We start from the raw sequence: 12,957 nt of genomic DNA on the forward strand, positions 1-12,957 counted from the left end.
ACTTCAAAGAACAAAACAGCAGGTGACGTCATGGCCACACCCCAACAATTGCAACTGCACGCCCCCCTGTCAGGCGTATTGGTGCCGCTGGACCTCGTGCCCGACCCGGTGTTTTCCAGCCGGGTCATCGGCGACGGGCTGTGCATCGACCCGACTTCAACGACCTTGTGCGCGCCGCTGGCCGGGGTTGTCAGCAATGTGCAGGCCAGTGGGCATGCCGTCAGCATCACTGACGAAAAGGGTGTGCAGGTGTTGATGCACATCGGCCTCGACACGGTGAACCTGGCCGGAAACGGGTTTACGCGGCTGGTGGAGGAAGGCCAGCAGGTTGACGTTGGGCAGGCGCTGATCGAGTTCGATGCCGATTTTGTTGCATTGAATGCCCGCAGCCTGCTGACGTTGATGCTGGTGGTCAGTGGAGAACCGTTCACCTGGCTGGCGCCGGAAACGGGTCTGGTAGACAGTGGCCAGCCGCTGCTGAGCCTGAACCTTGTCGAGCAGACAAGCGATACGCCGCTAACCGAAGCGGAAGAAGCGCTGTTTTCAAAACCGGTGACGCTGGCCAACCTCAACGGCTTGCACGCCCGTCCAGCCGCGGTATTCGCCCAGGCGGCAAAAGCTTTTTCGGCGAGCATCTACCTGCATAAAAAGCAGGAGACTGCGAACGCGAAATCCCTGGTGGCGATCATGGCGTTGCAGACGGCGCACGGTGATGTCATGCAAGTCAGCGCGGCCGGTCCGGATGCGGAAGCGGCGATCAAGACGCTGGCCGAACTGCTGCTGACTGGATGCGGTGAAGTGGTCGCGGGTCCGGTGCAGGTTGAGGTAAATGCGGTCGAGGCTTCATCGCTGACGGTACTGCGCGGGGTTTGTGCATCACCCGGGTCGGCGTTTGGCCAAGTGGTACAGATCGCCGAACAAAACCTGGAAGTGAATGAACTCGGCTCAACGCCGCAGGTGGAACGCGATCATCTGTCCCGCGCCCTGGCCGAAGCACTGGTGGCCCTGCAACAGATGCGTGACAACGCCAAGAGCGACGCGCAGGCCGACATTTTCAAGGCGCATCAGGAGCTGCTCGAAGATCCTGGTCTGCTGGAAGTGGCTCACGTGCTGATCGATGAAGGCAAAAGCGCCGGGTTTGCGTGGCGCTCGGCCACCGAGTCAGCAGCCACCTTGTTCAAGAGCCTGGGTAACGCCCTGCTCGCGGAGCGGGCTGCGGACCTCGCCGATGTGAGCCAGCGGGTGCTCAAGCAGATCCTCGGCGTACGGGATCAGGTGATGGAGCTGCCTGAAGGGGCGATCCTGATCGCCGAACAACTGACGCCGTCGCAGACCGCCGGGCTCGATACCCGCAAGGTACTGGGTTTCGCCACGGTGGGTGGCGGTGCCACCAGCCACGTCGCGATCCTCGCCCGGGCGTTCGGTTTGCCGGCGATCTGCGGACTGTCGGTACAAGTGCTGGCGCTGGTCAATGGAACCCAGGTGTTGCTCGATGCCGACAAGGGCGAATTGCAGCTGGATCCGGATCTGCAGGCCATCGAACAGCTGCAAGCCAAGCGCCAGCTTCAACAGCAACGCCGGCAGCATGAGTTGGCGCACGCAACACTGGCCGCCTGCACCCGCGACGGTCACCATTTTGAAGTGACGGCCAACATCGCTTCGCTGGTCGAAGCCGAGCAGGCCGTTGCACTGGGAGGCGAGGGCGTCGGTTTGCTCCGTTCGGAGTTTCTCTATCTGGATCGCAACCATGCGCCGAGCCATGACGAGCAGGCGTCTACCTACAACGCCATCGCCCAAGTACTCGGGCCGACGCGCAATCTGGTGGTGCGCACCCTGGACGTCGGCGGTGACAAACCGCTGGCCTACGTGCCGATGGACAGCGAAACCAACCCCTTCCTCGGCATGCGCGGGATTCGTTTGTGCCTGGAGCGCCCGCAGCTGTTGCGTGATCAGTTCAAGGCCATCCTTGGCAGTGTCGGGCTCGCTCGCCTGCACATCATGCTGCCGATGGTTACGCAGCTGGCGGAGTTGCGCCTCGCTCGGCAACTGCTCGAAGAAGAGGCGCTGGTTTTGGGCCTCACGGAACTGCCCAGGCTGGGCATCATGATCGAAGTGCCGGCGGCGGCACTGATGGCGGACCTGTTTGCACCCGAGGTGGATTTCTTTTCCATTGGCACCAACGACCTCACGCAATACACCCTGGCCATGGACCGCGATCACCCGCGGCTGGCCAGTCAGGCCGACAGCTTTCATCCTGCGGTGCTGCGCTTGATTGCCAGCACCGTAAAGGCCGCGCACGCCCACGGCAAATGGGTCGGTGTGTGTGGCGCGATGGCCTCCGAGACGCTGGCCGTTCCGCTGTTGCTGGGGCTGGGGGTGGATGAACTGTCGGTGAGTGTGCCGTTGATTCCGTCGATCAAGGCAGCGGTTCGTGAGCTGGACCTGATGGACTGTCAGGCCATCGCCCAGCAAGTGCTGGGCCTGGAAAGTGCCGGACAGGTACGCGAGGCATTACGCCTGTATCACGAGGCCACGGTCGATACTTCACTGGTTCTGGAGAACTGAACATGTTCGAGAAAATGCAGCGGGCGTTCTGGAAAGCGTTGACGCCGGATCTGGTGGCGGAGGAGTCGAAGGCAGTTGTTCAGCCGGTGTCCGGGTTGCCAGCGAATGTCGTGGACGCACTGGGTGGCGTGGATAACCTCAAGTCTCAGCAGCCTGTAGCGTTGACCCGGGTCCGGGTGGCGTTGCGGGATGTGGCGCGGATGGATCGGCAGGCATTGAGTGTGGCAGGTGTGCCGGGCGTCATGATGCTGGATGACGGGGTGGTGCATCTGATTACCGGCCTGCAGCCATAACCGATTCCCTTCAGGGGGATGTGCGGCCCTCGGTCGCCCTTACTGTTTCTCATCCGCAGGTGTATCGTATTCGCCTTTTACAGGCCCTCGGGCCTGTCGCTGATACGTGAGGTAGTTGAGTTCATGTCCTTTACCCGTCGCCAAATCCTCGGTGGCCTGGCCGGTCTTGTTGTCGTTGGTGTCGGAGCGGGGGGCGCGTCGCGGTACTGGCTGGGCAAGATGGCTGATGCTGACGCCGGTCATGACTATGAGCTGATCGCCGCACCGCTGGACGTCGAACTGGTCGCCGGGCACAAGACCGAAGCCTGGGCGTTCGGCCCTTCGGCACCGGGCACCGAGTTGCGGGTTCGTCAGGGTGAATGGTTGCGGGTGCGTTTCATCAACCATCTGCCGGTGGCGACCACCATTCACTGGCACGGCATCCGCCTGCCGCTGGAAATGGACGGTGTCCCGTACGTTTCGCAATTGCCGGTGCTGCCTGGGGAATACTTCGACTACAAATTCCGTGTGCCAGACGCGGGCAGTTACTGGTATCACCCGCACGTGAACAGCAGCGAAGAGCTCGGCCGCGGCCTCGTCGGCCCGCTGATCGTCGAAGAGCGTGAGCCCACCGGTTTCAAATACGAAAAAACCCTGAGCCTCAAGAGCTGGCACGTCGATGAAGAGGGGGCTTTCGTGGCCTTCAGCATTCCTCGCGAAGCCGCCCGGGGTGGCACGGCGGGACGGCTGTCGACCATCAACGGTGTCTCGCAAGCGGTGATCGACTTGCCCGCCGGGCAAATCACCCGCGTGCGCCTGCTCAACCTCGATAACACCCTGACCTATCGCCTCAATATTCCTGGCGTCGAAGCGCAGATCTACGCGCTGGATGGCAATCCGGTGGAGCCGCGCCCGCTGGGCAAGGAATACTGGCTCGGCCCGGGCATGCGTATCTGCCTGGCGATCAAGGCGCCGCCCGCCGGTGAAGAACTGTCCCTGCGCAACGGCCCGGTTCGCCTGGGCACGTTGCGCTCGGTGGCCAACACCGATGCACCCACCGAATGGCCCGCTGCCCTGCCGGCCAACCCGGTGGCCGAGCCCGACCTGGCCAATGCCGAGAAACTCAACTTCAATTTCGAATGGGTGGGCTCGGTGTCGGTCAACGTCGACAACGGCAAGCCGCCGAGCCTGTGGCAGATTAACGGCAAGGCCTGGGACATCACGGACAAGACCTGCGCCGACCGCCCGATTGCCAAGCTCGAAAAGGGCAAGAGCTACATTTTCGAATTGAAGAACATGACTCAGTATCAGCACCCGATTCACCTGCACGGCATGAGCTTCAAAGTCATCGCCTCGAACCGGCACAAGGTGATCCCGTACTTCACCGACACCTACCTGTTGGGCAAGAACGAGCGCGCACGAGTGGCGCTGGTGGCGGATAACCCCGGCGTGTGGATGTTCCATTGCCATGTGATCGATCACATGGAAACCGGCCTGATGGCCGCTATCGAGGTGGCTTGATGCGTCAGATACGTCCCGCCGCGATCATCGACCGCAGCCGTGACCGCGACTTCATGCGCGAAGCCCTGGCCTTGGCCGCACAAGGCGCGGCGCTGGGTGAGGTGCCCGTGGGCGCCGTGTTGGTGCAGAACGGCGAGATCATCGGTCGCGGATTCAATTGCCCGATCAGCGGCAACGACCCGAGTGCCCACGCCGAAATGGTCGCAATCCGCGCCGCAGCCTTGGCCGCCAGCAACTATCGTCTGCCGGGCAGCACGCTGTACGTAACCCTTGAACCGTGCAGCATGTGCGCAGGGCTGATCGTGCATTCACGGATTGCGCGGGTGGTGTATGGCGCGCTGGAGCCCAAGGCCGGGATTGTGCAGAGTCAGGGGCAGTTTTTTACCCAGGGCTTCTTGAACCACCGGGTATTGTTTGAAGGCGGGGTGTTGGCGGAGGAATGCGGGGCGGTACTCAGCGAGTTTTTCAAGGCTAGACGCGTAAAGCCTACTGAATAAACACAAAGCCCAATGTAGGAGTGAGCCTGCTCGCGATGGCGGTCTGACAGTCAATATTGATGTGACTGTCAGACCGCCATCGCGAGCAGGCTCACTCCTACAGGGTTATGCGGTGTTTGATAGATTTACTTACGGGCCACGATGACGGCACGCATCGGCGCCGGCAGTCCTTCAATCGTTTTGCTGTGATCGTCCGGATCCAGGAAGTCACTCAGCGACTGATACTTCATCCACTCCGTCCCGCGCTGTTCCTCGACCGTGGTCACGCTGACGTCAACGCAGCGAACATCCGTAAACCCGGCACGTCGCAACCACAACTCCAGCGCCGGCACCGACGGCAGGAACCACACGTTGCGCATCTGCGCATATCGGTCTTCCGGCACCAGCACCTGCTGTTGATCGCCTTCGATCACCAACGTCTCCAGCACCAGTTCACCGCCCTTGACCAGGCAATCCTTCAGCGCCAGCAAATGCTCGATCGGCGAACGACGGTGGTAGAACACGCCCATGGAAAACACCGTGTCGAAGCCTTCCATGTTCGGTGGCAGGTCTTCGAAAGGGAACGGCAGGTGCCAGGCATTGGGTTCTGACAAGTAACGCTGCACCGCCTGGAACTGGCAGAAGAACAGCCAGTTCGGGTCGACGCCGATCACGCTGTCGGCGCCAGCACCGAGCATGCGCCACATGTAATAACCATTGCCGCAACCCACATCGAGGATGCGTTTGCCCTTGAGGTCCAGGTGCGGCGCGACCCGCGACCATTTCCAGTCCGAACGCCATTCCGTGTCGACGTGCACACCAAACAGATCAAACGGGCCTTTGCGCCATGGCGACAACCCCATCAACGCGGTGCGCATTTGCGCGCGGGTCTCAGGGTCGCAATCGGTGTCCAGTGTCAGACCGTTCAACAAGTCGACTTCACTCGGCTGAATCTTCGGCAACGCATCCAGCGCACTTTGCCAGCGCTCCAGGTCGCCGTGGCCCTTTTCCATTTTCTTGTCGAGTTGCGCTTGCAGGGTGTTGGCCCATTCGGCCAGCGGCGTGCCGGCCAGACGGCGGGCGAGGGGGGACAGATCAATCATGGCAAGGCAATCAACGAAGCAAAGTTAAGACACTGGAACCACGGCACGACTTTCGAGAACCCGGCCGCCAACAGGCGCTCGCGGTGTTCTTCGAGGCTGTCGGGCTTCATGACGTTTTCGATGGCGCTGCGCTTCTGGGCGATTTCCAGTTCGCTGTAGCCGTTGGCGCGTTTGAACGCGACGTGCAAATCAGTGAGCAACGCATGTTCTTCGAGGTCGTTGAAGCGCAGCTTCTCCGACAGGATCAACGCACCGCCAGGCAGCAGCGATTGGCGGATGCGCGAAAGCAACGCGGTGCGCTGGTCCGGGGCGATGAATTGCAGGGTGAAGTTCAGTGCCACCACCGAGGCGGGCTGGAATTCGAGGGCGAGGATGTCACCTTCGATCACTTCCACGGGCAGCAACTCCTGGAACATCGAGTCTTGACCGTTGAGGTATTCACGGCAGCGCTCGACCATCGCGGCGGAGTTATCCACAGCGATCACGCGGCAACCGTCGGTGCGCACGTGGCGGCGCAATGCTTGAGTCACGGCGCCCAGGGACGAGCCGAGGTCGTAGAGCACGCTATTGGGCTGGGCGAATTGCGCGGCGAGCACGCCGAGGTTCTCGACGATGGTCGGATAACCCGGCACCGAGCGCTTGATCATGTCCGGGAACACCCGCACCACGTCCTCGTTAAAGGCGAAGTCGGGCACCTGGGCCAAAGGCTGGGCGAAAAGGCGATCGGGTTCTTTGCTCACGGCGGTTCCAGCGGCGTAGGTGGAAAAGGCCGGCATTTTAGCCAAATTGACGGGGGGATGCGCGGGTTGTCTGACGAATTCAACGCGGTTTCGGTCCAAACGCAGACGCCGCAATCCCCCATTGCCCCAGCCAGTAACTGAGAATGATCACGTAGGGCGCCGCATTGAATGGCACAGCAAAGCGACTGATGCCAATCACGCTATCGGAAAACACAAACGCCACCGCGCCACCCGCCGCCAGCAGCGCCGAGCGTTTTGGCACGTCGGTCCCGAGCCGGGCCAGCGCCCGCCAGAGCATCGCACTGATGGCCAAACCGTAGACGATCACCGGAATCAACAGTGGGCCCAGCCCGTGGGAAATCAAAATCCCCAGCAGCACCGCGCCAACCCCCAAGGCAATCACCAAGGGCAACAACGCCAACCGCCGGCAATCGCTCAAGTAAGCTTTCAGATACGCCAGGTGGGCGACCAGAAATGCCCCAAGGCCAAACACAAACAAATCCCCCGGCCACGCCAGCAACACATCGCCGAGCAGGGACAAAATCAATCCAAGGCTGATCCAGCGCCGATACTCAGTGGGCGGTGCGTCGTGCAGCCAGCCGAGCAGCGCCAAGACCGGCAACGGTTTGACCAGCAGGCACAGCAGCGCAGCGTGCACGCTCAAGCCATACAGAAAGGTCACTGCGCCCATCAGCGCCAGAATCAGCCAGCCCACGATCAGTTGACCGCAATCGCGCAATCGAAGGTTTTCACGGCCGGCACTTCCGGGGCCCATGGCTGTGAATAGGTCAGGCGCAAGCGGCCTGTACCGGTGGCAAATGCCTGGAAGCGCCAGGTCGAAATCCCGGCGCTGCCGACGATCCCGGCGTCTTCAGGGTTGCTGTACACCTCGGGGCTGAGCGCATGCAGCACGCCACCAGCCGAATCCTGGATCGACCAGCGATAACCCGTGGTCGGGTTGCTTGGCAGGGTCAGGATGAGGTTTTGTCCATTGCGCATTTGCACCGGGCATTCGCCTTGTTTTTCCACGGTCACGTTCTGTTTCGGTTGCGTGGCGCAAGCGGCCAGCAAGGTGAGGGCGAGGGGGACAAACAGGCGAGTGGGGGACATAAGTTCAGTGGCTCCGGCATTCACGACGAACGGCGAGCATAACTGAAGATGAGACAAATTGTGACGGAAGGGACTACGGGCGCGATCTTCTGGTACCTGTTCAGCGCCCGTAGAGGTGCAGTCAGGCCTATTTCGCCGTGGTGTAAGTCATGTGGCTTTGAAATTCTCCGGAAAGATCAATGCTTTTACCGGTAGTCGACGATTCCAGAGTTAGATTGAAACCAGTGACAATATGACTGGTTTGATCAGGCGAGCTGTCCAAAAGAACCAGGTTTACCGTGCCTTTGGTTGCTTTGTAATGCTCGGGGGATTGCATGCCCAGTTGATTGTTAAGCACTTCATGGAAATTCGCCGCGAGGAAGGGGCCCGCTTGCGCAAGTTCGTGAGTGCCACTTTTAATGTCTTTGCTGAAAGTAAACGACAGGTGCTTTTCGGCAGGACGGTTCCGGTTCTGATAAAAACCAATCGTCGTTTCGTTCAGGATTAAAAGTCGAATCTCCAGATCATTCGATCTGAACTCAAGCCGACCGGGCCCCATGAACCTCATGTTGCCATCCAAGGCGAACAGTTCTTCGGTAGAGGGGCTGATTTTATCTGTCATGTGCTAATTCCTTTTGATGATGAGCCATTCTCGAGTGGGAAGTTTGGCGAGCAATTCAATAGGAGGTAACTGTCATGTCTGACAGTTACTTAGCTTTATTAGGAATAAGAGTGGTTCGCCAGCACACCTGCAGTGCAGGCATGATGGCGAACATTCATTCAGAACAAAATCTTCGCCACATCCGCAAAGCGCTTGGCAAAGTGCACGGTAATCCCTTCCTTCAGGTAGTCCGGCAGTTCGTCAAAGCTGCCACGGTTCGGCTCCGGCAGGATCAATTCGAAGATTTTCTGGCGCCGCGCCGCAATCACCTTCTCACGCACCCCGCCAATCGGCAGTACATGCCCGGTCAGCGTGAGTTCGCCGGTCATGGCGATGCCTTTTTTCGGCGCCTGGTTTCGGGCGAGCGAGAGCAGGGCGCTGGCCATGGTCACGCCGGCGCTCGGGCCGTCTTTCGGGGTGGCGCCTTCCGGGACGTGCAGGTGGACGAAGGCTTCGTCGAAGAATTTCGGATCACCGCCAAACGACTTCAGATTCGAGCTGACATAGCTGTAGGCGATTTCCGCCGACTCTTTCATCACGTCGCCCAGTTGCCCGGTGAGTTTGAAGCCACGGTTGAGCGTGTGGATGCGCGTGGCTTCGATCGGCAACGTTGCGCCGCCCATGCTGGTCCAGGCCAGCCCGGTGATCACACCGGTGCCGGACAGCACTTGCTCGTTGCGGAACACCGGATGGCCGAGCGAGGCTTCCAGGTCTTTCGGCCCGATTTTGATCACCGCTTTCGGCTCGTCGATCAACTTCACCACGGCTTTGCGCACCAGTTTGCCCAGCTGTTTTTCCAAGTGGCGCACCCCGGCTTCACGGGCATAACCGTCGATCAGGGCTTTGAGCGCGCTGTCGCTGATGCTCAAGCTGCCTTTGGACACGCCGGCCTTTTCCAGCTGCTTGGGCCACAGGTGACGCTTGGCGATGGCGATTTTTTCTTCGGTGATGTAACCCGACAGGCGAATCACTTCCATCCGGTCCAGCAATGGGCCGGGAATCGAATCCAGGGTGTTGGCGGTGCAGATGAACAGCACTTTCGACAGGTCCATCCGCAGGTCGAGATAGTGGTCGAGAAATTCGACGTTCTGTTCCGGGTCCAGCGTTTCCAGCAGCGCCGAGGCCGGGTCGCCCTGGTAGCTTTGGCCCATCTTGTCGATTTCGTCGAGCATGATCACCGGGTTCATCACTTCGACGTCTTTCAACGCTTGCACGAGTTTGCCCGGTTGTGCGCCGATGTAGGTGCGTCGGTGGCCCTTGATCTCGGCTTCGTCGCGCATGCCGCCGAGGCTGAAGCGGTAGAACGGCCGGCCGAGGGATTCGGCGATGGATTTGCCGACACTGGTTTTACCCACGCCCGGCGGGCCGACCAGCAAGACGATGGAACCGCTGATCTCGCCTTTATAAGCACCGACCGCAAGGAATTCGAGGATGCGGTCCTTGATGTCGTCGAGGCCGGCGTGGTGTTTGTCCAGCACCTTGCGCGCGTGCTTGAGGTCGAGTTTGTCCTCGCCGTACACGCCCCACGGCACCGAAGTCGCCCAGTCGAGGTAGTTGCGGGTGACGGCGTATTCCGGCGAACCGGTCTCGAGGATCGACAGCTTGTTCATTTCCTCTTCGATGCGTTTCTGCGCTTGGCTCGACAGCACCTTGCCTTCCAGACGCTGCTCGAACTGTTCGATGTCGGCGCTGCGGTCGTCCTTGGTCAGCCCCAGCTCTTGCTGGATGACCTTGAGTTGTTCCTTGAGGAAGAATTCGCGCTGATGCTCGCCGATCTTGCGGTTAACTTCGGCGGAAATCTCTTTCTGCAGCCGCGCAACTTCGACTTCCTTGCGCAGCATCGGCAGGACTTTTTCCATGCGCTTGAGCATAGGCACGCAGTCGAGCACTTCTTGCAGCTCGCTGCCGGTGGCCGAGGTCAGGGCGGCGGCGAAGTCGGTCAGCGGCGACGGATCGTTGGGGCTGAAGCGGTTGAGGTAGTTTTTCAGCTCTTCGCTGTACAGCGGGTTGAGTGGCAGCAGTTCCTTGATCGCATTGATCAGCGCCATGCCGTAGGCCTTGACCTCGTCGGTCGGCTCGGTGGGCTGGTGCGGGTATTCGACTTCCACCAGATACGGCGGGCGATGGTGTTTGAGCCAGGTGCGGATGCGCACGCGGGTCAGGCCTTGGGCGACGAATTGCAGTTTGCCGTTTTCGCGACTGGCGTGGTGCACCTTGACCAGAGTGCCGTACAGCGGCAGGGCCGAGGTGTCGAAATGGCGCGGATCTTCCTGGGGCGTGTCCATGTAGAACAGGGCCAGGGAGTGGTGATCGGATTTACTCACAAGATCCAGTGTTTCAGCCCACGGTTCTTCATTGACGATGACCGGCAGCACTTGGGCCGGGAAGAACGGGCGGTTGTGGATCGGGATGATGTAGACCTTGTCCGGCAGGTTCTGGCCGGGCAGGGCGAGGCCTTTGCCGGTGGAATGGTGTTCGGCGTTCTCTGGGTCGGCGTATTCGCTCGGGTCTTCAGGGAATTCTTGCTGGTCGCTCATGGGGCACCTGCGCAATGGGGTATGGGTCTTAGATGGGGCAGGTGGGGGGTGGTTTCAATGGGGCAGGATATTTCTGGGTGTGTGTTCAGGGTTTGGACAGGTGCTTTTGACTTGGCGGCCTTTGGGCCGACCATGTTCTTGGGGGTTGGGTACATATCCGTTTCTGCGGCAACGGCCACTTATGGTTTCGCCCTTACGGCGAGTCCCTTTTGTCAAACGCCACAAAAGGAACCAAAAAGTCTCGCCCCAAGCGTCCGGCCCCTCGCTAAGGCTCGGCGTACCTTCGCTCCGGTATCCATCCGGGGACACTGCCCTCCGGTCTGCTTCGCGACGACCTACATGCAGCGTGTTCGACTGCGTCGAACGGCGCTGCGCGCCACTCCCCGGATGAACACCTCCACTCAGCCTCCCGAAAGGGGCGGGTGGATCAAGATCAAGAGCTGCAGGCGAGCTAACGCTCGGCCTGATGAGTGGTGAGAATCAAAAGCTGTACGCTGAATTCTTGTAGGAGCGAGGCTTGCCCGCGAAGGCGGCCTGACAGCCGACCAGTCTCTGACAGATGTACGCAATCCAAATGTGGGAGCGAGCCTGCTCGCGAAGGCGGCCTGACAGCCGACCAATCTCTTGCAGGTACACACATTCCATTGTAGGAGTGAGCCTGCTCGCGATGGCGGAGTGTCAGACGACATTGATGTTGAATGACACACCGCCATCGCGGGCAAGCCTCGCTCCTACAGGGGATCAGCAGTGTGGCGCAGGTTTTGTGATGGCGACGTTATCGAGCATCCGGTTCGCCGCCAGTTCGGCCAGCATCACGATCTGCTGAATCGCCATTGCCTTGTGCCGGTGCGGGCCTTCCAGATAGTCCGCGAAGTCGCTCGCCATCACGCTGGCCTGGGCCAATGACTCGCAGGTGTGGGCCAGCAGGTCTTCGTCCTTGATATCCGGGGCAATCAAAAACATCGTGCTGGGTTTGCGGGTAGCAGGGGATTTGAAGGCTGCTGGGTTGAGGTAGTGATCCAATGCGCGCTCGGCGGCATCGTGGAGTTTTTTGGAGTCGAGGGATTCGTAGGGGGAAACGTCGTCGTTTTGCGGGGGATTCGGGGTTCGCCACTGATCGCCGCGACGCGATGGTAGGTGGCAGCTGTACGCAGGTTCGCGGACCGAGCTACTTGGAAACCCGGCATACCCGAGGGTATCCCGCGCACAGCCACCATAAGACCAAACGACACGCACAGAAGGCTGGTCGGTTGAGGCGGGTGATTATGCACCAAGTAAGCTGATTCAGGCCGCGACGCCTGGTCGCTGATGTGCAGCGACTCCGAAAGCCTATCCCCCTGGCTTCCGACAAGACAACCGCCAGAACTTGTCGGAATCATCCTCCATAAAAGTCACGGCTGTAGGACGCTGGCAAATAAATTCAGGCCCGACACGACCCAATGTGGGAGCGAGCCTGCTCGCGAAGGCTGTTTAACATTCGACATTGAAGTCGTCTGACTCACCGCTTTCGCGAGCAGGCTCGCTCCCACAGGGAAACAGTTCACACCGGGGGATCAGCAGTGTGGCGCAGGTTTGGGTACGGCGACGTTATCGAGCATCCGGTTCGCCGCCAGTTCGGCCAGCATCACGATCTGCTGAATCGCCATTGCCTTGTGCCGGTGCGGGCCTTCCAGATAGTCCGCGAAGTCGCTCGCCATCACGCTGGCCTGGGCCAATGACTCGCAGGTGTGGGCCAGCAGGTCTTCGTCCTTGATATCCGGAGCAATCAAAAACATCGTGCTGGGTTTGCGGATGGCAGGGGATTTGAGGGCTGCTGGGTTGAGGTAGTGATCCAATGCGCGCTCGGCGGCATCGTGGAGTTTTTTGGAGTCGAGGGATTCGTAGGGGGAAACGTCGTCGTTTTGCGGGGGATTCGGGGTTTCTTTGAACATGGTGAAGCTCCAAGTAAGTAATGGAGCCGCCACTGATCGCCGCGACGCGATGGTAGGTGGCA

At 60.2% G+C, this 12,957-nt stretch carries 11 protein-coding genes and 1 pseudogene; 4 read left to right on the forward strand and 8 right to left on the reverse strand.

The genetic code is table 11. From position 1 onward, the window contains the following. The first annotated feature begins 30 nt into the window (after window positions 1–30). From ptsP to tadA, 4 genes are all read left to right on the forward strand, one after another. The gene (ptsP, locus tag BLU63_RS16710; protein ID WP_083375816.1) at window positions 31–2,565 is read left to right on the forward strand and encodes a phosphoenolpyruvate--protein phosphotransferase; all 2,535 of its coding nucleotides are present in this window, start codon (window positions 31–33) and stop codon (window positions 2,563–2,565) included. Between the two features lie 2 nt (window positions 2,566–2,567). After that, window positions 2,568–2,858: a PTS transporter subunit EIIB gene (locus BLU63_RS16715; protein ID WP_083375817.1), complete on the forward strand. Its 291-nt coding sequence runs from the start codon at window positions 2,568–2,570 to the stop codon at window positions 2,856–2,858. 123 nt (window positions 2,859–2,981) lie between these two features. Further along, entirely contained in the window at window positions 2,982–4,358 is a 1,377-nt protein-coding gene (locus BLU63_RS16720; protein ID WP_083375818.1) for a multicopper oxidase family protein, read from the forward strand. After that, the gene (gene tadA, locus BLU63_RS16725; RefSeq protein WP_010457801.1) at window positions 4,358–4,855 is read left to right on the forward strand and encodes a tRNA adenosine(34) deaminase TadA; all 498 of its coding nucleotides are present in this window, start codon (window positions 4,358–4,360) and stop codon (window positions 4,853–4,855) included. The genes BLU63_RS16720 and tadA overlap by 1 nt, the downstream gene beginning before the upstream one ends. A 125-nt stretch (window positions 4,856–4,980) precedes the next feature. On the opposite strand, the gene cmoB is transcribed toward tadA, so the two are convergent. The 8 genes and pseudogenes from cmoB to BLU63_RS33030 form a co-directional block, all read right to left on the reverse strand. Beyond that, window positions 4,981–5,937 carry a tRNA 5-methoxyuridine(34)/uridine 5-oxyacetic acid(34) synthase CmoB gene (cmoB, locus tag BLU63_RS16730; protein ID WP_010457799.1) on the reverse strand — a complete coding sequence of 319 codons (957 nt, stop codon included), beginning with the start codon at window positions 5,935–5,937 and terminating at the stop codon, window positions 4,981–4,983. After that, window positions 5,934–6,713 (reverse strand): carboxy-S-adenosyl-L-methionine synthase CmoA, encoded by a 780-nt coding sequence (gene cmoA, locus BLU63_RS16735; protein ID WP_154501569.1) that lies wholly within the window; start codon window positions 6,711–6,713, stop codon window positions 5,934–5,936. Before cmoA ends, cmoB begins: the two co-directional genes overlap by 4 nt. 43 nt (window positions 6,714–6,756) lie before the next feature. Next, complete coding sequence (locus tag BLU63_RS16740; protein ID WP_083377270.1) at window positions 6,757–7,392, reverse strand: lysoplasmalogenase; 636 nt, start codon at window positions 7,390–7,392, stop codon at window positions 6,757–6,759. A 2-nt stretch (window positions 7,393–7,394) separates the two neighbouring features. Then, window positions 7,395–7,787, reverse strand: a complete 393-nt coding sequence (locus tag BLU63_RS16745; protein ID WP_077749325.1) for a protease inhibitor I42 family protein — start codon at window positions 7,785–7,787, stop codon at window positions 7,395–7,397. Window positions 7,788–7,914: 127 nt separating this feature from the next. Continuing rightward, the gene (locus BLU63_RS16750; RefSeq protein ID WP_077749324.1) at window positions 7,915–8,388 is read right to left on the reverse strand and encodes a hypothetical protein; all 474 of its coding nucleotides are present in this window, start codon (window positions 8,386–8,388) and stop codon (window positions 7,915–7,917) included. Window positions 8,389–8,546: 158 nt separating this feature from the next. Next, on the reverse strand, window positions 8,547–10,964 hold the full coding sequence (gene lon / locus BLU63_RS16755; RefSeq protein ID WP_010457788.1) for an endopeptidase La: 2,418 nt from the start codon (window positions 10,962–10,964) through the stop codon (window positions 8,547–8,549). A gap of 741 nt (window positions 10,965–11,705) precedes the next feature. Continuing rightward, a pseudogene (locus tag BLU63_RS16765) lies at window positions 11,706–12,071 on the reverse strand (DUF6124 family protein); the annotation flags it as partial. A gap of 446 nt (window positions 12,072–12,517) precedes the next feature. After that, a complete protein-coding gene (locus BLU63_RS33030; protein WP_083375820.1) occupies window positions 12,518–12,895 on the reverse strand; it encodes a DUF6124 family protein in 378 nt (125 codons plus the stop codon). Window positions 12,896–12,957 lie beyond the last annotated feature (62 nt).

The organism is Pseudomonas mandelii (assembly GCF_900106065.1).
Lineage (GTDB): Bacteria > Pseudomonadota > Gammaproteobacteria > Pseudomonadales > Pseudomonadaceae > Aquipseudomonas > Aquipseudomonas mandelii.

Excerpts from the sequence above, each read along its gene's own strand:
- BLU63_RS16720 (WP_083375818.1), top strand. The coding sequence starts at position 2,982 with ATGTCCTTTACCCGTCGCCAAATCCTCGGTGGCCTGGCCGGTCTTGTT.
- cmoA (WP_154501569.1), bottom strand. The coding sequence starts at position 6,713 with ATGCCGGCCTTTTCCACCTACGCCGCTGGAACCGCCGTGAGCAAAGAA.
- BLU63_RS16745 (WP_077749325.1), bottom strand. The coding sequence starts at position 7,787 with ATGTCCCCCACTCGCCTGTTTGTCCCCCTCGCCCTCACCTTGCTGGCC.
- ptsP (WP_083375816.1), top strand. The coding sequence starts at position 31 with ATGGCCACACCCCAACAATTGCAACTGCACGCCCCCCTGTCAGGCGTA.
- BLU63_RS33030 (WP_083375820.1), bottom strand. The coding sequence starts at position 12,895 with ATGTTCAAAGAAACCCCGAATCCCCCGCAAAACGACGACGTTTCCCCC.
- BLU63_RS16750 (WP_077749324.1), bottom strand. The coding sequence starts at position 8,388 with ATGACAGATAAAATCAGCCCCTCTACCGAAGAACTGTTCGCCTTGGAT.
- BLU63_RS16715 (WP_083375817.1), top strand. The coding sequence starts at position 2,568 with ATGTTCGAGAAAATGCAGCGGGCGTTCTGGAAAGCGTTGACGCCGGAT.
- cmoB (WP_010457799.1), bottom strand. The coding sequence starts at position 5,937 with ATGATTGATCTGTCCCCCCTCGCCCGCCGTCTGGCCGGCACGCCGCTG.
- tadA (WP_010457801.1), top strand. The coding sequence starts at position 4,358 with ATGCGTCAGATACGTCCCGCCGCGATCATCGACCGCAGCCGTGACCGC.
- lon (WP_010457788.1), bottom strand. The coding sequence starts at position 10,964 with ATGAGCGACCAGCAAGAATTCCCTGAAGACCCGAGCGAATACGCCGAC.